The following is a 19,897-nucleotide window of genomic DNA, read 5'->3' as shown; positions in this document are numbered from 1 at the left end:
TGCCAAGAGCCGCACTCAGCCGTGGAGCGGCCGGCCGCTGTACGACACGGTGATCACGTGGGACCTACACCGTGGACGGTCGCGCCGTCCGGCCAGCCGTCGTGACCAGCGCACGCATCATTGCCGCGTCCAACGCCGGGTTCGCAGCGGCGGCATGGGCCAGTTCGGGGTCATCGAGGAGTTCTGTCAGCCGGTGCTGCGGGAGGTTCGGGTGGCGGGCCAGGGCGGCTCGTACGGCGGGGTCCGGGTCGTGGGTGAGACGGTCCGCGGTTGCCGGACTGGTTGCGGGGTCTCGTGCGGTCAGTGCCCGGACCTCGGGGTCTTCGTGGTCGGCGAAGGCGGCCAGCCCGGCGGTGGGGAAGTTCGGCCGGGTGGTGAGGTGTTGGCGTTCGCGACCGGTGTACTCCAGGAAGCTGCGGAGCAGGAGTGGTGCCGGGGCGGCGGGGTGGTTCTGGGCCAGCAGGACGCGTACGCCGAGGTCGTCGTCGGCGGACAGGCGCTCCATGAGGTCCATCGGCAGCTCACGGTCGATGGCCGCTCTACGGCGGAGCAGCGGGTGGCCGGAGCATGCGTGTCGGCGGACGGTTTCGGGGTCGTCGGATGTCCAGAGCGCGATGTGGTGGACGAAGTCCTGGTCCAGGGGGGCCTCGTAGGCGATCCGGGCCCGTTCGTCCTCGCTCAGCGCCGGGTGTACGGACACCGCCAGTCGCACCTTCGGGTCGGGATCCGTGCCCAGCGCGCGGAGTTCGGCGGGTGCGAGGTCGGCGTGGCACGCGACCCTTCGACGTACGTCCGGGTCCGGATCGGCGACCAGTGCCCGGAGTTCGGCGGGGCCGAGGTCCGCGCGGCGCGCGATCGTCCCCCGTACCTCCGGGTCCGGGTCAGCGGCCAGGAGGGTCACCACGTCGGCGGGGAGGCTGGGGTTCGCGGCGATCATCGCCCTGTCCTCCGGGCCGGCCGGAGCGGTGAGGACGCTGTTGACGACGCTTCTGCTGAGGGCCTGGTGGAGCAGCACGTCGGTGCGCCCGTGGCAGGAGCGGGTGGGCAGCACACTCTCCACCCATGCCGGATCCTCTTCTTGCAGGAACCTCTGTGCCCTCTTCCGGACCTCGTCGTCGGGATCTGCCAGCAGTGCGGCCCGCGTGTCGGCAGGCAGTTGCCTCCAATTGCCCACCCCCCAACGGCGGACCTCCGCGACCGGATGCGTGGGCATGGACCGGAGCAGCCCGATGGACATCTGCCGGTAGAAGCCGAGGCCCCCCAGGTGTTCGCCCTCGTACGAGGTGATCATGTGCACGATGGCCTCGTCGGGCAGCGGCCTTGGGCGGGCGTGGAAAGGCAGCCGCGGTCCCTCGGCGAGGTGGGCGCGTACGAACCAGTCCGGGTCGTGCAGCAGCCGTACCCGCTGGGCCGGATCGACGTGGGGATTACGGGCGAAGAAGCTGCGGGTGTACTTGTCGGGGTGCTCGATCACGGCGTCCACGACCGCGTCGGGCAGGATCCGATCCCGGCACAGCACCATCCGTACCGCCGCCGGACCGTCGGCGAGCAGCCGCAGCAGGATGTCATCCGGAGCGGACGGGTTGAGAGCCACTCCGGCCAGCCGACGCGCGGGCAGATCGGCCGCCGCCCAGATCTGCTCAGGTGTCTTCGGCATCAGCCGTGCCCCCGTGTCTCATCCGGCGCCCCCACGGATCACCTGTTCCACGACCCTACCCGCGTCGCCCGAACCGCCCGCCGCACCTTCAGGATCAGCCCCCCACCCCCAACTCCCGCGCGATCAGCATCCGCTGCACCTCGCTCGTGCCCTCGCCGATCTCCAGGATCTTGGAGTCGCGCCACATGCGGGCCACCGGGTACTCGTTCATGAAGCCGTAGCCGCCGTGGATCTGGGTGGCGTCGCGGGCGTTGTCGACGGCGATGGTGGAGGAGTAGAGCTTGGCGATCGCCGCCTCCTTCTTGAAGGGCTCTCCGGCGATCAGGCGGGACGCGGCGTCGCGCCAGCCGACGCGGGCCATGTGCGCCTTCATCTCCATGTCGGCGATCTTGAACTGGATCGCCTGGTTCGCGCCGATCGGACGGCCGAAGGCGTGGCGCTCCTTCGCGTACTTCACCGACTCGTCCACGCAGCCCTGTGCGAGCCCGGTGGCGAGGGCCGCGATCGCGATGCGGCCCTCGTCCAGGATGCGGAGGAACTGGGCGTAACCGCGGCCCTCCTCGCCGAGGAGGTTGGCGGCGGGTACGCGGACGTCGGCGAAGGAGAGCTCGCGGGTGTCCGAGGCGTTCCAGCCGACCTTCGAGTACGGGGCCGCGACCGTGAAGCCGGGGGTGCCGGACGGGACGATGATCGCGGAGATGCGCGGCTTGCCGTCGGGCTTGCGGCCCGTGACCGCGGTGACCGTGACCAGGCCCGTGATGTCCGTGCCCGAGTTGGTGATGAAGCACTTGGTGCCGTTGATCACCCACTCGTTCGTCGACTCGTCCAGCCGGGCCGTCGTACGCGTCGCGCCCGCGTCCGAGCCGCCGTCCGGCTCGGTCAGGCCGAAGGCGCCGAGGATCTCGCCCGAGCAGAGGCGGGGGAGCCACTCGGTCTTCTGGGCCTCTGTGCCGAAGAGGTGGATGGGCATGGCGCCGAGCGAGACGCCCGCCTCCAGGGTGATGGCCACGGAGGAGTCGACGCGGGCCAGTTCCTCCAGCGCGACGCCGAGGGCCAGATAGTCGCCGCCCATACCGCCGTACTCCTCGGGGAACGGCAGTCCGAACAGACCCATGCGGCCCATCTCGCGCACGATCTCGTACGGGAACTCGTGCCGCTCGTAGAAGTCACCGATCTTCGGTGCGACGACATCGTGAGCGAACTCCTCAACCGTACGGCGGAGTTCGTCGAGTTCGGGGGAGAGGCGGTGGTCCAGGGACATGGGGATCACTCCTGGTGGGAGAGGGCACGGACAGTGCGGGACGGGCTGGGTCGGCCCAATTGGCCGGCCATCCACACGCTGGTGGCGGTGAGACGGCCGAGGTCCACCCCGGTGTCGATACCGAGGCCCTGGAGCATCCACACGAGATCCTCGGTGGCGAGGTTCCCGGTGGCGGACTTGGCGAACGGGCAGCCGCCGAGGCCGCCCGCCGAGGCGTCGACGGTCGTGACGCCGTGCTGGAGCGCGGCCAGGGTGTTGGAGAGTGCCTGACCGTACGTGTCGTGGAAGTGCACGCCGATCGAACTGGTCGGCACTCCCTCTTCGTTGAGCTCGGCCAGCAGGCTCTGCACATGGCCCGGCGTCGCCACGCCGATGGTGTCGCCGAGGCTCAGCTCGTCGCAGCCCATGTCGAGCAGCGCCTTGCAGACGCGGACCACCTGGTGGACGGGGACGGCGCCCTCCCAGGGGTCGCCGAAGCACATGGACAGGTAGCCGCGGACGTGCAGCCTCTCCTGCCGCGCGCGGCTCACCACCGGCTCGAACATGGCCAGCGCCTCGTCGACCGTCCTGTTGAGGTTGGCCTTAGCGAAGGACTCCGTGGCACTGGCGAAGACGGCCACGCGGGAGGCGCCCAGCGCGAGGGCCCGGTCGAGACCGCGCGCGTTCGGTACGAGGACGGGGAGGCGGACGCCCGGCAGATCCCGTACGAGCGGGAACAGCTGCTCCGCGTCCGCGAGTTGGGGCACCCACTTGGGGTGGACGAAGCTGGTGGCCTCGATGGTGGTGAGGCCCGCGTCGGCCAGGCGGCGGATGAACTCCGCCTTGATCTCGGTCGGGACCGTCGCGTTCTCGTTCTGCAGGCCGTCGCGTGCGCCGACCTCGTGGATCCGCACCCGGGCGGGCAGATCCTGGGCCGCTACGACCATGGGGAGGCCGAGTTCGGGGGTGCTCATGCCGTCGCCTCCGCTTCCACGGTCTCCGCCGGTGTGATGACCGCCAGGATCTGGTCCATGGCGACCGTCGTGCCCGGCGTGACGTCCAGCTCGCTCACCGTTCCGGCGTGCGGCGCGGAGATGACGTGCTCCATCTTCATCGCCTCGACGACCAACAGGCTCTGCCCGGCGGCCACTTCGTCGCCGACGGCGACCTTCACGACGGTCACTGTGCCGGGCATGGGAGCGGTGAGCGACTCGGCACCTGCGTGCGCGGCGCCGGTGAGGGACGCGGCCACCGGGTCGTGGTCGCGGACGTGCCAGGCGTCGCCGTCGCGGCCGAGCCAGTCGCCGGCGCGGTGGAAGGTGTGGCGTACGCCGTCCAGGACCACCGACACCTGGCCGGCGGTGACGGTGTGGGTACCGCGCGGAACGTACTTCACGGGGTCGAGCACCCGCAGATGGAAGCCCAGCGGCTTGGGTTCGCCGCCCAGCCGCCAGCCGCTCGGCACCGAGAAGGGGTCGGTCCAGCCGCTCGTGCGGGGGGTGAGGGCATCGAGGCGTACGGCAGCCGCCGCCGCGTACACCTCCTCCGGCACCTCTGCCGGGACAAGCCCCTCCGCCTCTCGCTCCACCAGCCCGGTGTCCAAGTCCCCAGCCACCACGGCCGGGTGGGCCAGCAGCCGCCGCAGGAACCCGGCGTTCGTCTGCACCCCGAGCGTCACCGTCTCCGCGAGAGCCGCCCGGAGTTTGCGGAGCGCGGTCGCGCGGTCCGGGCCGTACGCGATGACCTTCGACAGCATCGGGTCGTAGAGCGAACCGACCTCGCTGCCCTCGCTCAGCCCGGAGTCGGTGCGTACGCCGTCGCCCTGAGGCTCGTGCAGCGCCAGCACCGTGCCGCCGGAGGGGAGGAACCCGCGCGCGGGGTCCTCGGCGCACACCCGGGCCTCCACCGCGTGCCCGGTGAGCTTGATGTCCGCCTGCCCGTACGGCAGTTGCTCGCCAGCGGCCACCCGGAGCTGCCACTCCACCAGGTCGAGGCCCGTGACCAGTTCGGTAACGGGGTGTTCCACCTGGAGGCGGGTGTTCATCTCCATGAAGAAGTACGAGGAGGGGTCGCTGCCCGGCACGATGAACTCCACCGTGCCCGCGCCCTCGTAGCCGCACGACCGGGCCGCCTGGACCGCCGCCTCGCCCATCGCGGCGCGGGTGGCGGTGTCGAGGAACACGCTCGGCGCCTCTTCGATGATCTTCTGGTGGCGGCGCTGGAGGGAGCACTCGCGCTCGCCGAGGTGGACCACGTGCCCGTGGGCGTCCGCCAGGACCTGGATCTCGATGTGCCGGGGGCGGTCGATCCACCGCTCCACGAGGAGGGTGTCGTCGCCGAAGGAGGCGCGGGCCTCGCGCCGGGCGGCCGCGATCTCCTCGGCCAGGGTCGAGGAGTCCCGCACCAGCCGCATGCCCTTGCCGCCGCCGCCCGCGCTGGGCTTGAGCAGCACCGGCATACCGATGTCGCGGGCGGCGTCGGCCAGTTCGGCGTCGGTGAGTCCGCTGCCGGAGGAGCCGGGGACCACCGGGACGCCGGCCGCCTGCACGGTCTCCTTGGCGCGGATCTTGTCGCCCATCAGCGCGATCGCGTCCGCGGGCGGCCCGATGAAGACCAGCCCTGCGTCCGCGCAGGCCTTCGCGAAGGAGGCGTTCTCCGCGAGGAAGCCGTACCCGGGGTGCACCGCCTGCGCTCCCGTCCGCGCGGCGGCATCGAGGAGCTGCTCGGCCGACAGATAGCTCTCGGCGGCCGGCGCCGGACCGATCCGTACCGCCGTGTCCGCCTCGCGCACATGCCGGGCGTCGGCGTCGGCGTCCGAGAAGACGGCCACCGAGCGCACGCCGAGAGAGCGCAGCGTACGGATGACCCGGACGGCGATCTCTCCCCGGTTGGCCACAAGAACGGTGTCGAACATCGCCAGCCTCACATCCGGAAGACGCCGAAACTGGGCTCACCCAGCGGCGCGTTGGCACAGGCGGTCAGTGCGAGTCCCAGCACCTGCCGGGTCTCCATCGGGTCGATCACGCCGTCGTCCCAGAGGCGGGCGGTCGCGTAGTAGGCGCTGCCCTGGCGCTCGTACTGCTCGCGGATCGGGTCCTTGAACGCCTCCTCGTCCTCCACGGGCCAGGACTCGCCGCGCCCCTCCAACTGGTCGCGCTTGACGGTCGCGAGGACGGAGGCGGCCTGCTCGCCGCCCATCACGGAGATCTTGGCGTTCGGCCACATCCACAGGAACCGCGGCGAGTACGCCCGGCCGCACATCGAGTAGTTCCCCGCGCCGTACGACCCGCCCACCACCACGGTGAGCTTGGGCACGCGGGTGCAGGCGACGGCTGTGACCATCTTGGCGCCGTGCTTGGCGATGCCACCGGCCTCGTACTGCCGTCCCACCATGAACCCCGAGATGTTCTGCAGGAACACCAGGGGGATGCCCCGCTGGTCGCACAGCTCGATGAAGTGGGCGCCCTTCTGGGCGGATTCGGAGAACAGGATGCCGTTGTTGGCGACGATCCCGACCGGGTGGCCGTGGATGTGCGCGAACCCGGTGACCAGGGTCTGCCCGAACTCCGCCTTGAACTCCGCGAAACGCGAACCGTCGACCACGCGCGCGATGACCTCGCGTACGTCGTACGGGGTGCGGGAGTCGACCGGCACGGCGCCGTACAGCCCGTACGGGTCGACCTTGGGCTCCGCGGAAGAGGTGACCGTCCAGGGCAGGGGGCCGCGTGCGGGGAGGGTGGCGACGATGTTCCGGACGATCCGCAGCGCGTGCGCGTCGTCCTCCGCGAGGTGGTCGGTGACACCCGACACGCGCGCGTGGACGTCGCCGCCGCCCAGCTCCTCGGCGGTGACGACCTCGCCGGTGGCGGCCTTCACCAGGGGAGGGCCGCCGAGGAAGATCGTGCCCTGATTGCGCACGATCACGGCCTCGTCGCTCATCGCGGGCACGTACGCGCCGCCCGCCGTGCAGGAGCCGAGGACGGCCGCGATCTGCGGGATGCCGGCGCCCGACATCCGGGCCTGGTTGTAGAAGATCCGGCCGAAGTGCTCGCGGTCGGGGAAGACCTCGTCCTGCATGGGCAGGAAGGCCCCTCCGGAGTCGACGAGGTAGATACACGGGAGGCGGTTTTCGAGGGCCACCTCCTGGGCGCGCAGGTGCTTCTTCACCGTCATCGGGTAGTACGTGCCGCCCTTGACGGTCGCGTCATTGGCGACGATCACGCACTCGCGGCCGCTCACCCGGCCGATCCCGGCGATCACTCCGGCGGCCGGGGCCTGTCCCTCGTACAGCCCGTCCGCGGCGAGCGGGGCCAGCTCCAGGAAGGGCGATCCCGGGTCGAGGAGGGCGTCCACGCGGTCGCGCGGGAGCAGCTTTCCGCGCGCGGTGTGCCGGTCGCGGGCGCGCTGTCCGCCACCCAGCCGGGCCGCGGCCAGCTTCTGCCGCAGCTCCTCGCCCAGCGCGCGATGGGCCGCCTCATTGGCGCGCCAGGCCTCCGACGCGGGGTCTGCCGCGCTCGTCAGCTCCGGTGCCTCGTGGTGCATTGCGCGGACCCCTCACCTTGTTAATGAGCGTTAACGCGTTTCCTCCAGGTTAACGACCGCTAACCTCCCTGTCTAGAATTACTTCCATGGCCACGAGAACCGACGCCCCCACCCGTCGCGAGCAGATCCTGAAGGAGGCCGCCCGGCTGTTCGCCGAGCGCGGCTTCCATGGCGTGGGAGTGGATGAGATAGGGGCCGCGGTCGGCATCAGCGGCCCCGGTCTGTACCGGCACTTCCCGGGCAAGGACGCGATGCTCGCCGAGCTGCTGGTGGGGATCAGCGGGCAGTTGCTGACCGGCGCCAAGCGGCGGGTCGCGGACGCCGACGGGAACCCTTCGGAGCGGGTCCTCGACTCGCTCATCGAGGGTCACATCGACTTCGCGCTCGACGACCGCCCCCTGATCACCCTGCACGACCGCGAGCTGGACCGCCTCCGCGACACCGACCGCAAGCTCGTACGTCAGCTCCAGCGGCAGTACGTCGAGCTGTGGGTGGAGGTCGTCTGCAAGGTCTATCCGTCCCTGGCCGAACCCACCGCCCGCTCGGCCGTGCACTCGGTCTTCGGCCTGCTCAATTCGACGCCCCACCTGGGGCGGCCGGGTTCCCTGCCGGGCCGCGCCACCACCGCCGCGCTGCTGCACCGGATGGCGCGGGGTGCCTTCGAGGCGGCTGGAGCGTGACGAGCGTCTCGGGGCACCTGCTCTGGACGACGGTCGTGACCGCCGGGTAACCTGATTACTGAGCAAGCGCTTAGCCTGGGGCCGCAACCATCAATTGAGCAACCCCCACGGCGGGCAACCACAAACGCGAGAGCGGCGGTTCAGCCGCAAAGGAGGGTGGCGTAGGTGCGCCGTACTGTGTTCAACGAGGACCACGAGGCGTTCCGGGAGACCCTTCGGGCCTTCATCGAGGCCGAGGTCGTCCCCGTCTACGACGAGTGGTTCGCCGCGGGCCAGGCGCCGCGCGACTTCTACTACAAGCTTGCCGAGCTCGGCGTCTTCGGTATCCGCGTGGACGAGGAGTACGGCGGCGCGGGCATCGACTCGTACAAGTTCGAGGCCGTGATATACGAGGAGACCTCGCGCGCGGGTGTCTCCTTCGGCGGCTCGGGTGTGCACGTGCTGCTCGGCCTGCCGTACATCAAGGCGCTCGCCACCGACGAGCAGAAGAAGCGCTTCCTGCCGAAGTTCGTCTCCGGTGAGGAGATGTGGGCCCTGGCGATGACCGAGCCGGGCACCGGCTCCGACCTCGCGGGCATGAAGACCACCGCGAAGCTCGCCGAGGACGGCACGCACTACGTCCTCAACGGCGCCAAGACCTTCATCACCGGTGGTGTGCACGCGGACAAGGTCATCGTCTGCGCCCGCACCTCCGCGCCGACGGCCGAGGACCGCCGCTTCGGCATCTCGCTCTTCGCCGTGGACACCAAGTCCGAGGGCTACTCGGTCGGCCGCAAGCTGGACAAGCTCGGCCTGAAGACCTCCGACACCGCCGAGCTGGCGTTCGTCGACGTCAAGGTGCCGGTCGAGGACCTGCTCGGCGAGGAGAACAAGGGCTTCTACTACCTCGGCGGCAACCTGCCCTCCGAGCGCTGGGGCATCGCGTTCGGCGCGTATGCACAGGCCGCGGCGGCCGTCCGGTTCGCCAAGGAGTACGTCCAGGAGCGCACTGTCTTCGGCAAGACGGTCGCGCACTTCCAGAACACCAAGTTCGAGCTGGCCGCCTGCCAGGCCGAGGTGGACGCGGCCCAGGCCGTCGCCGACCGCGCCCTGGAGGCCCTCGACGTGGGCGAGCTGTCCCCGGCCGAGGCCGCGAGCGCCAAGCTGTTCTGCACCGAGGTCGCGCACCGCGTCATCGACCGCTGCCTCCAGCTGCACGGCGGCTACGGCTTCATGAACGAGTACCCGATCGCCCGCCTGTACGCGGACAACCGCGTGAACAGGATCTACGGCGGCACCAGCGAGATCATGAAGTCGATCATCGCCAAGGACATGGGTCTCTGACGGTCACCGCCAAGGGCTGGACCTCTGACGATCATTGCTGAGGACATGGGCCTGTAAGGTTCCCGAAATTACTGGCCAGTAGGAATGGCTCCATGAGTCAGGCACTTCAGTCTCTCCTCGATCTGCTCGACGTCGAGCAGATCGAGGAGAACATCTTCCGAGGCCAGTCCCGGCCCTCCGTCGTCCCACGGGTCTTCGGCGGACAGGTCGCCGCACAGGCGCTCGTCGCCGCGGGGCGGACGGTCCCCGACGACCGGTTCGCGCACTCGCTCCACTCGTACTTCCTGCGCACCGGCGACGCGGGCGCGCCCATCGTCTACACCGTGGACCGCATCGGCGACGGCCGCTCCTTCACCACCCGCCGAGTCGTCGCGGTCCAGCACGGGCAGCCGGTCTTCCACCTCTCCGCTTCCTTCCAGAAGCACGAGGAAGGCTTCGACCACCAGGCGCCGATGCCGCCCGCGCCCGACCCCGTCACGCTGCCCACGGCCGAGGAACGGCTCACCTCGTACGAGAACCTCGACCCCGAGGTCGTGGCGAGGATCCTGGAAACGCGCGCCGAGGTCGATCTGCGCTACGTCGACGACCCGCCGTACGGCAGGTACGGGGAGCCGCGTGAACCGCGCTCGCAGGTGTGGTTCCGCGCCAACGGCAAGCTCGCCGACGACCCGCTGCTGCACGTCTGCCTCGCCACCTACGTCTCCGACATGACGCTCCTGGACTCCATCCTGCTCGCCCACGGACGCGGCGGCTGGGCCGTCGGCGACGTCGTCGGCGCCTCCCTCGACCACGCGATGTGGTTCCACCGGCCCTTCCGCGCCGACGAATGGCTGCTGTACGACCAGGAGTCGCCGTCCGCGTCCGGTGGACGCGGCCTGGGCCAGGCCCGCATTTACACCCAGGACGGACAACTGGCCATAACGGTGATCCAGGAGGGCGTGGTCCGCATCCCCCGGAGCACAACCCCCGGGTAAGACTGGAGACATGGCTGAGGTTTCTGAGCAGGAAAAGCAGGAAAGCGGCGGCGGCGAGAGCACTTCCACGGTGCTCGTCGCCGCCGCGGCCAATCTGGGGATCGCGCTCGCCAAGGCCGTCGCCGGGGTGATCAGCGGGTCCAGCGCGATGCTGTCCGAAGCGGCGCACTCGGTCGCGGACACGGTCACCGAGGTGATGCTGCTGGCCGCGCTGAAGCGCAGCGAGAAACCGGCGGACGAGGAACACCCGCTCGGCTACGGCCCCGAGCGCTACATCTGGGCACTCCTCGCGGCCGTCGCGACCTTCGTCGGCGGCGCGGTGTTCTCGCTCTACGACGGCATCCACACCCTCGTCGTGGGCGAGGAACTCGGCGACCCGCTCATCTCGTACATCGTGCTCGCCGTCGCCTTCCTCCTGGAGGGCTACTCCCTGCGCACCGGTGTCCGCCAGGCGCGCGGCGAGGCGGAGCGACTCGGGGCGTCCTTCAAGCGCTACCTCCGGCACACCCCCGACACCGCCGTGAAGGCCGTCGTCCTGGAGGACACGGCCGCGCTGGCGGGCCTGCTGCTCGCCGCGGGCGGTCTGCTCGGCGGACAGCTCACCGGTTCCGGGGTCTGGGACGGCGTCGCGTCCCTGTGCATCGGCGTGCTCCTGCTGTACGTCGCCTGGGTCCTCGGCCGTTCCAACGCCGAGCTGCTCATCGGGCGTCCGCTGCCCAGGCCGATGCGGGAGCGGATCCGGGCCGAACTGCTCGCGCTGGAACACGTCGAAGCCGTACTGGAGCTGACGACTCTGGTGCAGGGGCCGCACGAGGCGCTCATCGCCGCGAAGGTCGACTTCCGGGACGCGTCGACCGCCGCGCAGATCGAGTGGGCCTGCGAGCGGGCGGAGCAGCGGCTGCGGGAGGTGTTTCCCGCGGTGAGCCGGGTGTACCTGGATCCGACGCCGGGGTTCGCGCAGCGGCGCGAGGAGGGGCTCAACCCTTGGCCGTGACCTTGCGTGTCGGCCCCGGCGAGGGGCTGAACCCTTGGCCGTGACCTCGCGCGCGTCGACCCCGGCGGCAGGCTCCGCCCTGGTCCTCGCCGGGGCCGAGCGGGTAGGTCAGGTCAGGCCCGCCGCGTTCAGCAGGTACGCCGTCATCGGGTCGTAGAACCGCGGGCTGGTGACGTGGTCGTCCAGCGGGATGACCACCTGGAGGGTGCCCTCGGACTCGGCGAGGAACAGGGCGGGGTCGTTGCAGTCGGCGTACCCGACGGAGTCGAGGCCCTGCTGGCCCGCGAAGCCGGCCCAGCCGTGGTCCGCGACGACCAGGTCGGGCAGCGGCCGGCCCTCGCGCTCCAGGCCGCCCAGGATCGCGCGCATCGGCTCACCCGAATGGGTGTGCCAGAGGGTGGCGCCGTGCTCCAGCATCGCGACGTCCGCGAACTGCATCACGTACCCCTCGTCCGTCTGCAGCCCGTCCGGGATGACGACGATCTCGCAGCCGGCGGCGCGCAGGGCGGCGGCGGTCGCGCGGTGCACGTCCAGCAGGCCGCCCGGGTGTCCGGTCGCGAACAGCACGCTCTGGGTGCCGTCGGCCGCCTTGCGCAGTCGCGCCGCCGCCCGGTCCAGGGCGGCGACCGTCAGCTCCGGGTCGATGGTGTCCTGCCCGTAGCGGTACTCCGGGTCGTCGTTCACGCCGCAGCGCTCCGCCATCACCGCGAGCACGTCCTGCTCGTCGGTCCAGCGGTCACCGAGCTCTAGCCCGAGCCACCAGTTGCGCTCGCCGTTCGCCAGCTTGCGGTAGTGAGAGAGGTTGTTCTCGCGGGGAGTGGCTACGTCGCCCGCGATACGCGTCCTGACGAGGTGGTCGACGAGCTCTTGGCGGCTGGGGATCCCGGGTATCGGCATAGGTCCATTGTGCCGTCGCTCCCGGTGCGCGACCTGGATGTCCCGAACGCTGGGATACGGGTCACTTGCTTGTACGAGGGTGAGTGGGCCCCAGTTGCCTTCTCGCCGCCGGCCGGTGCGGGCCCGCCACGCCGCTCCGCGGCGTCCTTTCCCCGACCGCTCCGCGGCAAGACAATCCCGTCCGCTCCGCGCCCACACCCCCACCGCTCCGCGGCGGCCCTCCCGCCCACCCACCCACCCGCCTCGGTTACTTGGAGGGCTGTCCCCTGGACCCCCATTCGCCTTCAAGGTTCGCCTTCAGCCAGCTTGACGCGACCTCAGGGAAGTCGCCGACCGGTCATGCGCTCACTCACCGCCTACGATCACTGACCCACGCGGCTGAGCGTCTCCCCGGAGGCGGGGGCCGACGCACGGCGAGGGCGGGCGACGAGTTCACCGCCGCAGTTGGGACAGGTGTCCCGCATGGCATCGCTACAGGACACACAGAACGTGCACTCGTACGAACAGATGCGGGCTGACGAGATCGGCAGCAGCGCTGTTTCACATCGTTCGCAGCGGTCACGCATCTGCAGAGCCATGAATCTCCTTACAGGTTCAAGTACTTCTCGTCCGGGTGCCGGCACCGGACGTAGCTGAGCGCCCATTCTCGAAACAGGGACCTTTACCTGAAAGCAGCGACAGGGACAGCTTTGCGCAGGATCCGGCCAATGCCAAAGTGCCTGAGCAGGCTGCCGACGAAACCTCTTCGCACCCCTTACCTCTTCGCACCCCTTGGAATCGATCACCTAGCCCGATCCAGGCAACCTCACGTCCCGCAAGGCGAACCACAACTCCATCCGTACGTCAGGATCGTCGAGATCCGCCCCCAGCAACTGCGCACACCGCGCGATGCGTTGGCGGACCGTGTTGCGGTGGACGGACAGCGCCACCGCTGTGCGGTCCCAACTGCCGTGCAGGGAGAGCCAGGTGCGGAGGGTCTCGGTGAGGGCGGGGGTCGCGGCGATGGGTGCGAGGAGGGTGCGGGCGTGGGCCTCGGCGTCGGACGCGGGGACGAGGTCGGCGAGGGCGGGGCGCTCGCCGTGGCGGACCAGCGGCGTACGGGTGGCGCGGGCGCGGGCCAGCGCGCGGGCGGCCTGCGTGTCGGCCGCCGCCCACTCGCCCGGGCCGACCGGCGCGCTGACCCCGCAGGTCCAGCCCGCCTGCGGGGCGGGTTCGCGGTCTCCGGGGACAAGGACGCGTACGACGTCACCGCCCGCGTCGACCAGCGCGGAGCCCAGCGCCGCCCCGAGCGCGGACGCGGCGACGGTGTCCGGCGCGGGGCCGTCCCCGGCGGGCCGCGCGTGCACGACGACCCAGCGCTCCCCGCCGCCCAGCAACGGCGCGACCGCCTCCGGAGAGGCCCCCAGCAACAGCCGCACGAGCGCCGCCGACCGCGCCGCCCCGCTCCCGCTCTGGTGCTCCCCGGTGAGAAGGGAGAGCAGCACGGCCGCCACGGACGCGATGGTGTGATCCCCGGGCTCACGCCGCGCCGCCCCGACCCCGAGGACGAAGCCCTGCCCGGCCCCGAGGGCGTAGGCGGCGAGGTGCGTGCCACCTACGGTGTCGGTGGCGGAGGAGGGGGCGGGTCCGGTGGGGCCAACCTGGGTCCCTCCGGGCTGTACGACCCGGGCCAGCTCGGCGAGAGCCTGCTCGGCCGGGGTCTGCCCGCCCGGCGCGTGCGCGGCCGAGGGCTTTGCTGCCGGCGTCTGTCCGCCCGGAGTCCGCGCGATCACACCTTGTCCGCCCGAGGGCTGTCCGCGCGGCGCGTCCGCGGCCGGCGTTTGCCCGGCCGAAGGCTTTGCCGCTGGCGCCTGCCCGCCCGGTGCCCGCGCCCCTTGCCCGCCCAAGGTCTGCCCACCTGCTCCCCGCCCCGCACCTCCCGTCGTCCCCGCCACCCTCCCCGCCCGCGCCAGCTCAACCCCCTCCGGCCCGTACAGCACAGCCCAGCCGCCCACCCGCTGGGCGAGCTGTCGTAGTACCGCCGGTACCGGGTCCGGGCGGGCGGCGGCCGCGGCGAGGCTCTGCTGGGCCTCTGTGACGCGGCGGAGTTCGGTGTGGCGGGCCTGGGCCATGAGTTGCCAGACCGCGCGGGCCACGCCGGAGAAGGTGGTGCGGGGCGGGACCTCGAGGAGCGGGAGGCCGTACGTGTCGCAGGCCGCGACCAGCGCGCGCGGGACCGTGTCGTGGACCGGGGCCACGCCGAAGCCGAGGGCCGCACCGCCCGCGGCGACGATACGGGCGACGTAGTCGTCGAAGTAGGTGCCGGAGCCCGCTGCCTCCGGGATGTGGACGCCCGCGGTGAGGAGCAGCTCGCCGCCGAGCAGATACGGGTAGGGGTCGGCCATCTCCGAGGTGTGCGCCCAGTGGATCACCGTGTCCGGGTCGGCGGGGCCGGCGATCTGCTCGAGCCCGAGATCCTCCCGGGCCAGCAGCGCGGAGAGCGGCACCGGCGGGGTTGGCGGTACGGGTGGGACGGGCGGGGTAAGTGATACGGACGCGTCCGGCATGGTGGACGTTTCCTCCATCCAGATCAGCGGCAATGGATGAAACGTACACTTCAGTGTCGCTTTCCGGCCACCTAGTGTCGTGACCGCCGGCAGCCGCGGGTACGGGCGGATGTCCCCGCGAGCAGTAGCCGGCCAGAACCCCCAACACACCACCTGCACGACACGCCACCGAGCGCGCGGAGGAGACCCCATGGCCGTCGACTACACAGTGATCGTCGTCTATCTGGCCGGCATGCTGGCGATGGGCTGGTGGGGCATGCGCCGCGCCAAGTCGAAGAGCGACTTCCTCGTCGCGGGGCGGCGCCTGGGCCCTGTCATGTACTCCGGGACCATGGCGGCGATCGTCCTGGGCGGCGCGTCCACCATCGGCGGGGTCGGCCTCGGCTACCAGTACGGACTCTCCGGAGCCTGGATGGTGTTCACCATCGGGCTCGGACTCCTCGCACTGTCCGTCTTCTTCTCCGCCCGCATCGCCCGCCTGAAGGTCTACACCGTCTCCGAGATGCTCGACCTCCGCTACGGCGGCCGCGCCGGAGTCATCTCCGGCGTCGTGATGTGGGCGTACACCCTCATGCTCGCCGTCACGTCGACCATCGCGTACGCCACGATCTTCGACGTCCTCTTCGACATGAACCGGACGCTCGCGATCGTCCTCGGCGGCTCGATCGTCGTCGCGTACTCGACGCTCGGCGGCATGTGGTCGATCACCCTCACCGACATGGTGCAGTTCGTCGTCAAGACCATCGGTGTGCTGCTCCTGCTGCTCCCCATCGCCGTCGTGAAAGCCGGCGGTTTCAGCGAGATGAAGGCGAAGCTGCCGACCGAGTACTTCGACCCGCTGGGCATCGGCGGCGAGACGATCTTCACGTACGTCCTCATCTACACGTTCGGCATGCTGATCGGGCAGGACATCTGGCAGCGCGTGTTCACCGCGCGCAGCGACACCACCGCGAAGTGGGGCGGCACGGTCGCCGGTACGTACTGCCTGGTGTACGCCGTCGCGGGCGCCGTCATCGGTACGGCGGCCAAGGTCATGTACCCGACGCTGCCCAGCGCCGACACCGCCTTCGCGACCATCGTCAAGGACGAACTCCCCGTCGGGGTACGGGGCTTGGTGCTCGCCGCCGCCCTCGCAGCCGTGATGTCGACCTCCTCCGGCGCACTCATCGCCTGCGCCACCGTCGCCAACAACGACATCTGGTCGAAGCTGCGCGGCGCGGTGAAACGGGACGGCGAGGAGCGCGACGAGGTCAAGGGCAACCGCGCCTTCATCCTGATCATGGGCATCGCGGTGATCTGTACGGCGATCGCGCTCAACAACGTCGTCGAGGCGCTGACCGTCGCGTACAACCTGCTGGTCGGCGGGCTCCTCGTGCCGATCCTCGGCGGACTGCTGTGGAAGCGCGGCACCGCGCAGGGCGCGCTCGCCGCCGTCGTGGTCGGCGGCGTCGCGGTCATCGGCCTGATGGCGACGTACGGCATCCTCGCGAACGAGCCCATCTACTACGGGCTGCTCTCCTCGCTCGCCGTGTACGTGATCGTCTCGCTGGCCACACCCGCGACCGACGCCGCCGTACTGGCCGCCTGGCGCGAGCGCCTCGCGGGCCGGTCCGCCGAACCCGTGTCCGAGCCGGTTCCGGCTCACCAGTAGAGTCGCACCACTGTACGTAGTTGTACTTAGGTGTGTTTAGCTATTTTTAGTTGTGTTTAGTTGTATGTACGTGATCTTGCGTAGGAAAGAAGGCATTCCGTCATGACCGGCAACGAGACGCCTCGCGGTCCCGTCGACTCGTCCCGCATCCCGCGGTACGCGGGCCCCGCGACCTTCGCCCGGCTTCCGCGCCTCGACGAGGTCGGCGCCGCCGATGTCGCCGTGGTCGGGGTGCCGTTCGACTCGGGCGTCTCGTACCGGCCGGGCGCCCGCTTCGGCGGCAACGCGATCCGCGAGGCGTCCCGGCTGCTGCGCCCCTACAACCCCGCCCAGGACGCCTCGCCCTTCGCCCTCGCGCAGGTCGCGGACGCCGGTGACATCGCGGCGAACCCGTTCAACATCAACGAGGCCGTGGAGACGGTGGAGGCGGCGGCCGACGAACTGCTCGGCACCGGCGCCCGGTTGATGACGCTGGGCGGCGACCACACCATCGCGCTGCCGCTCCTGCGCTCCGTCGCCAAGAAGCACGGCCCCGTCGCGCTGCTCCACTTCGACGCCCATCTCGACACCTGGGACACGTACTTCGGCGCCGAGTACACGCACGGCACGCCGTTCCGCCGGGCGGTGGAGGAGGGCATCCTCGACACCGAGGCGCTCTCGCACGTCGGCACCCGCGGCCCGCTGTACGGCAAGCAGGACCTCACCGACGACGAGAAGATGGGCTTCGGCATCGTCACCTCGGCGGACATCTACCGCCGGGGCGCCGACGAGGTCGCCGACCAGCTCCGCCAGCGCATCGGCGACCGCCCCCTCTACATCTCCATCGACATCGACTGCCTCGACCCTGCGCACGCGCCCGGCACCGGGACGCCGGAGGCGGGCGGCATGACCTCCCGCGAACTCCTGGAGATCCTGCGCGGGTTGTCCTCCTGCAACCTGGTCTCGGCCGACGTGGTCGAGGTCGCGCCCGCGTACGATCACGCCGAGATCACCGCGGTGGCGGCGTCCCACACGGCCTACGAACTCACCACGATCATGTCCCGCCAGATTGCAGAGGCACGCGCGAAGTGACTCACGACCACGACCTGGAGCTCCGCCCCACGGCCGCCCAGACCGCAGCCGCCCTGAACCCGCCCGCCGGGCGCAACGGCGGGGACCTGGTCGTGGAGACCCTCACCGGTCTCGGCGCGACGACCGTCTTCGGCCTGCCCGGACAGCACGCCCTTGGCATGTTCGACGCCCTGCGCCGATCCTCCCTCCAGTACGTGGGCCTGCGCGTCGAGAACAACGCGGGGTTCGCGGCGGACGCGTACGGCCGTATCACCGGCGAGGCGGCCCCCCTGCTGCTGTCGACCGGTCCGGGCGCGCTGACCTCGCTGGCCGCGCTCCAGGAGGCGGCCGCGGCTTCCTCGCCCGTGCTCGCCATCGGCAGCCAGGTCCCCACCGCCGGGCTCGGCGGCGGGCGCCACGGCTATCTGCACGAACTCCCGGACCAACAGGCGTCGTTCAGGGGAGTGGTGAAGTCGGTCCACACGGTCCGCAGCCAGTCGCAGATCCCGTCGGCGATCGCGGCGGCCTGGGAGTCGGCGCTGACGGTTCCGCACGGCCCGGTGTGGGTGGAGATCCCGCAGGACGTCCTCCTCGCCGAGACGGCCCTGCCGGTGGTGACGGCGATGGACGCGACCCCCGAGGACGTCGTCCCGCGCCCCGAACTCACCGCGGTGGCGGCCCACTTGCTCTCGCATGCCGCCCGCCCCGCGATCATCGCGGGCGGCGGAGTCGTACGGTCGGACGCGTCCGGCAAGCTCCGCCGGCTCGCCGAGAAGCTGGACGCCCCCGTCGTCACCACCTTCGGTGGCAAGGGCGCCTTCCCCTGGGAACACCCGCTCTCACTCCAGTCCTGGCTGGAGGACCGCCACACGACCGACTTCCTGGAGGACGCGGACGTCCTGTTGGTGATCGGCTCGGGCCTGGGTGAACTGTCCTCGAACTACCACACGTTCAAGCCCCGGGGCCGGGTCATCCAGATCGAGGCGGACCTCGGCAAACTGGAGTCCAACCACCCGGCGCTCGGCATCCACGCGGACGCACGGCTCGCACTGTCGGCGCTTCTGGAGACGGTGTCCGACCGCGCGGACGACACGGCGGCGGAGCGGGTACGTACGGTGCTCGCCCGGGTCGGGGAGCGCATCGCGGCCCAGGAACTCACCCTGGAACAGGACGTGTTGGCGGCCGTCCGCCGGGCACTACCGGCCGGGTCACCGTCCTTCTGGGACATGACGATCCTCGCCTACTGGGCCTGGTCCGCCTTCGACCCGCGTGGCGCGAACGCCATGCACTCCGCCCAGGGCGCGGGCGGCCTCGGCTACGGCTTCCCCGCCGCACTGGGCGCGGCGACCGCCGACCCGACCCGCCCGGTCCTCGCGGTCTCCGGCGACGGCGGCGCGTTGTATTCGATCGCCGAACTCGCCACGGCCAGGCAGTACGACCTGAACGTCACCTGGCTGATCGTCGACGACGGCGGCTACGGCATCCTCCGCGAGTACATGACGGACGCCTTCGGTCAGCCCACGGCGACGGAGCTGACCCGCCCGGACTACGTGGCCCTCGCCGAGTCCTTCGGGGTGCCGGGCGTGCGCACGACCTCCGAGGCGCTGGAGACGGACCTGGCGAAGGCCCTGGCGACGCCCGGTCCTTCGGTGGTGCTGCTTCCGGCGGTCCTGCGGATGTTCGCGCCGACACATCTGGACTGACCGCGAGGAGCCGGCGGCTCACCGGGGCAGCGTCAGCTCCGCCCAGGTCGCCTTTCCGGTGCCGGGCTGCCGGGGGCAGAAGCCCCAGCGTTCCGCCAGCGCCTGGATGAGGGCGAGTCCTCGGCCGCCTTCGTCGCCCGGGGCCGCCCGGCGGGGAACGGGCCGGCGGTCGTCCGCGTCGGCGACCTCCACGCGCAGGAGTCCGTCGTACGTCGCCAGGCGCAGACCGAGTTCGCGGCCGGGCGGGGTGCACGCGTGCTTGAGGGAGTTGGTGATCAGCTCCGAGAGCAACAGCTCGGCCGTTTCGGCCACTTCGCCGTCGATCTGCCAGTCGCTGAGCTGGGTGCGGAGCAGCCGCTGGGCGTGCGGGGCGCTGCGCGGGGTGCGGGGGAGCTGCCAGGTGGCGTCGGTGACAGTGCTGCTGGTGACCGTGGTGTCGGTGACCGCAGTGTTGCTGACCGTGGTGTTGCTGACCGCGGTGTCGGTGACCGCAGTCTTGGTGACCGTGGTGTGTGTGGCGGCGGCTTCGGGCATCGGGTTCCCCTCCTGGCCGAGCAGGTTACGGAGGTTGAACTCCCCGCTGGATACGGGGAGTTCAACCGGTCGGACCGTGCTACAGGATCACCGTGCTACCGGATCA

Annotated in this window: 16 protein-coding genes; 7 read left to right on the top strand and 9 right to left on the bottom strand. The window is 70.9% G+C overall.

Annotated elements, in window-relative coordinates:
• Positions 1-64: 64 nt before the first annotated feature.
• The 5 genes from ACFVKT_RS18765 to ACFVKT_RS18745 form a co-directional block, all read right to left on the bottom strand.
• Positions 65-1,657, bottom strand: coding sequence for a hypothetical protein (locus ACFVKT_RS18765; RefSeq protein WP_385732761.1), 1,593 nt, complete (start codon positions 1,655-1,657; stop codon positions 65-67).
• A 94-nt stretch (positions 1,658-1,751) separates the two neighbouring features.
• The gene (locus ACFVKT_RS18760) at positions 1,752-2,912 is read right to left on the bottom strand and encodes an acyl-CoA dehydrogenase family protein (protein WP_385733183.1); all 1,161 of its coding nucleotides are present in this window, start codon (positions 2,910-2,912) and stop codon (positions 1,752-1,754) included.
• Positions 2,913-2,923: 11 nt separating this feature from the next.
• On the bottom strand, positions 2,924-3,871 hold the full coding sequence (locus ACFVKT_RS18755; protein WP_385732759.1) for a hydroxymethylglutaryl-CoA lyase: 948 nt from the start codon (positions 3,869-3,871) through the stop codon (positions 2,924-2,926).
• Positions 3,868-5,811, bottom strand: a complete 1,944-nt coding sequence (locus ACFVKT_RS18750) for an acetyl/propionyl/methylcrotonyl-CoA carboxylase subunit alpha (RefSeq protein WP_385732757.1) — start codon at positions 5,809-5,811, stop codon at positions 3,868-3,870. Before ACFVKT_RS18750 ends, ACFVKT_RS18755 begins: the two co-directional genes overlap by 4 nt.
• Positions 5,812-5,819: 8 nt before the next feature.
• Positions 5,820-7,439, bottom strand: coding sequence for a carboxyl transferase domain-containing protein (locus tag ACFVKT_RS18745; RefSeq protein WP_385732754.1), 1,620 nt, complete (start codon positions 7,437-7,439; stop codon positions 5,820-5,822).
• 86 nt (positions 7,440-7,525) lie between these two features.
• On the opposite strand from ACFVKT_RS18745, the gene ACFVKT_RS18740 reads away from it, so the two are divergent.
• From ACFVKT_RS18740 to ACFVKT_RS18725, 4 genes are all read left to right on the top strand, one after another.
• The gene (locus ACFVKT_RS18740; protein WP_385732752.1) at positions 7,526-8,119 is read left to right on the top strand and encodes a TetR/AcrR family transcriptional regulator; all 594 of its coding nucleotides are present in this window, start codon (positions 7,526-7,528) and stop codon (positions 8,117-8,119) included.
• 165 nt (positions 8,120-8,284) lie between these two features.
• Entirely contained in the window at positions 8,285-9,442 is a 1,158-nt protein-coding gene (locus ACFVKT_RS18735) for an acyl-CoA dehydrogenase family protein (protein ID WP_385732750.1), read from the top strand.
• 92 nt (positions 9,443-9,534) lie between these two features.
• Complete coding sequence (locus ACFVKT_RS18730) at positions 9,535-10,416, top strand: acyl-CoA thioesterase (protein ID WP_385732748.1); 882 nt, start codon at positions 9,535-9,537, stop codon at positions 10,414-10,416.
• A 10-nt stretch (positions 10,417-10,426) separates the two neighbouring features.
• Positions 10,427-11,410, top strand: a complete 984-nt coding sequence (locus ACFVKT_RS18725; RefSeq protein ID WP_385732746.1) for a cation diffusion facilitator family transporter — start codon at positions 10,427-10,429, stop codon at positions 11,408-11,410.
• A gap of 108 nt (positions 11,411-11,518) precedes the next feature.
• On the opposite strand, the gene ACFVKT_RS18720 is transcribed toward ACFVKT_RS18725, so the two are convergent.
• The 3 genes from ACFVKT_RS18720 to ACFVKT_RS18710 all read right to left on the bottom strand — a co-directional run bounded on the left by ACFVKT_RS18720 (position 11,519) and on the right by ACFVKT_RS18710 (position 14,871).
• A complete protein-coding gene (locus ACFVKT_RS18720) occupies positions 11,519-12,307 on the bottom strand; it encodes a phosphatase (protein WP_385732744.1) in 789 nt (262 codons plus the stop codon).
• A 362-nt stretch (positions 12,308-12,669) separates the two neighbouring features.
• Positions 12,670-12,873: a DUF1272 domain-containing protein gene (locus ACFVKT_RS18715; protein ID WP_385733182.1), complete on the bottom strand. Its 204-nt coding sequence runs from the start codon at positions 12,871-12,873 to the stop codon at positions 12,670-12,672.
• Positions 12,874-13,092: 219 nt separating this feature from the next.
• Positions 13,093-14,871, bottom strand: coding sequence for a helix-turn-helix domain-containing protein (locus ACFVKT_RS18710; RefSeq protein ID WP_385733180.1), 1,779 nt, complete (start codon positions 14,869-14,871; stop codon positions 13,093-13,095).
• Positions 14,872-15,043: 172 nt separating this feature from the next.
• Between ACFVKT_RS18710 and ACFVKT_RS18705 the strand changes: the two genes are divergently transcribed.
• The 3 genes from ACFVKT_RS18705 to ACFVKT_RS18695 all read left to right on the top strand — a co-directional run bounded on the left by ACFVKT_RS18705 (position 15,044) and on the right by ACFVKT_RS18695 (position 19,257).
• On the top strand, positions 15,044-16,504 hold the full coding sequence (locus ACFVKT_RS18705) for a sodium:solute symporter (protein WP_385732742.1): 1,461 nt from the start codon (positions 15,044-15,046) through the stop codon (positions 16,502-16,504).
• 102 nt (positions 16,505-16,606) lie between these two features.
• A complete protein-coding gene (gene speB, locus ACFVKT_RS18700) occupies positions 16,607-17,575 on the top strand; it encodes an agmatinase (protein ID WP_385732740.1) in 969 nt (322 codons plus the stop codon).
• Positions 17,572-19,257 (top strand): thiamine pyrophosphate-binding protein, encoded by a 1,686-nt coding sequence (locus ACFVKT_RS18695; protein ID WP_385732737.1) that lies wholly within the window; start codon positions 17,572-17,574, stop codon positions 19,255-19,257. Before speB ends, ACFVKT_RS18695 begins: the two co-directional genes overlap by 4 nt.
• A gap of 18 nt (positions 19,258-19,275) precedes the next feature.
• On the opposite strand, the gene ACFVKT_RS18690 is transcribed toward ACFVKT_RS18695, so the two are convergent.
• On the bottom strand, positions 19,276-19,791 hold the full coding sequence (locus ACFVKT_RS18690) for an ATP-binding protein (protein WP_385732735.1): 516 nt from the start codon (positions 19,789-19,791) through the stop codon (positions 19,276-19,278).
• Positions 19,792-19,897: the final 106 nt, after the last annotated feature.

Source organism: Streptomyces sp. NPDC127595 (genome assembly GCF_042671685.1).
GTDB lineage: Bacteria > Actinomycetota > Actinomycetes > Streptomycetales > Streptomycetaceae > Streptomyces.
The sequence above is the reverse complement of the archived record's forward strand: the minus strand, read 5'-3'. Positions and strand labels throughout refer to the sequence as shown.

Coding starts and splice junctions, on each gene's coding strand:
- ACFVKT_RS18765 (WP_385732761.1), bottom strand. CDS start 1,657: ATGCCGAAGACACCTGAGCAGATCTGGGCGGCGGCCGATCTGCCCGCG.
- ACFVKT_RS18755 (WP_385732759.1), bottom strand. CDS start 3,871: ATGAGCACCCCCGAACTCGGCCTCCCCATGGTCGTAGCGGCCCAGGAT.
- ACFVKT_RS18750 (WP_385732757.1), bottom strand. CDS start 5,811: ATGTTCGACACCGTTCTTGTGGCCAACCGGGGAGAGATCGCCGTCCGG.
- ACFVKT_RS18745 (WP_385732754.1), bottom strand. CDS start 7,439: ATGCACCACGAGGCACCGGAGCTGACGAGCGCGGCAGACCCCGCGTCG.
- ACFVKT_RS18740 (WP_385732752.1), top strand. CDS start 7,526: ATGGCCACGAGAACCGACGCCCCCACCCGTCGCGAGCAGATCCTGAAG.
- ACFVKT_RS18730 (WP_385732748.1), top strand. CDS start 9,535: ATGAGTCAGGCACTTCAGTCTCTCCTCGATCTGCTCGACGTCGAGCAG.
- ACFVKT_RS18725 (WP_385732746.1), top strand. CDS start 10,427: ATGGCTGAGGTTTCTGAGCAGGAAAAGCAGGAAAGCGGCGGCGGCGAG.
- ACFVKT_RS18720 (WP_385732744.1), bottom strand. CDS start 12,307: ATGCCGATACCCGGGATCCCCAGCCGCCAAGAGCTCGTCGACCACCTC.
- ACFVKT_RS18715 (WP_385733182.1), bottom strand. CDS start 12,873: ATGCGTGACCGCTGCGAACGATGTGAAACAGCGCTGCTGCCGATCTCG.
- ACFVKT_RS18710 (WP_385733180.1), bottom strand. CDS start 14,871: ATGGAGGAAACGTCCACCATGCCGGACGCGTCCGTATCACTTACCCCG.
- ACFVKT_RS18705 (WP_385732742.1), top strand. CDS start 15,044: ATGGCCGTCGACTACACAGTGATCGTCGTCTATCTGGCCGGCATGCTG.
- speB (WP_385732740.1), top strand. CDS start 16,607: ATGACCGGCAACGAGACGCCTCGCGGTCCCGTCGACTCGTCCCGCATC.
- ACFVKT_RS18690 (WP_385732735.1), bottom strand. CDS start 19,791: ATGCCCGAAGCCGCCGCCACACACACCACGGTCACCAAGACTGCGGTC.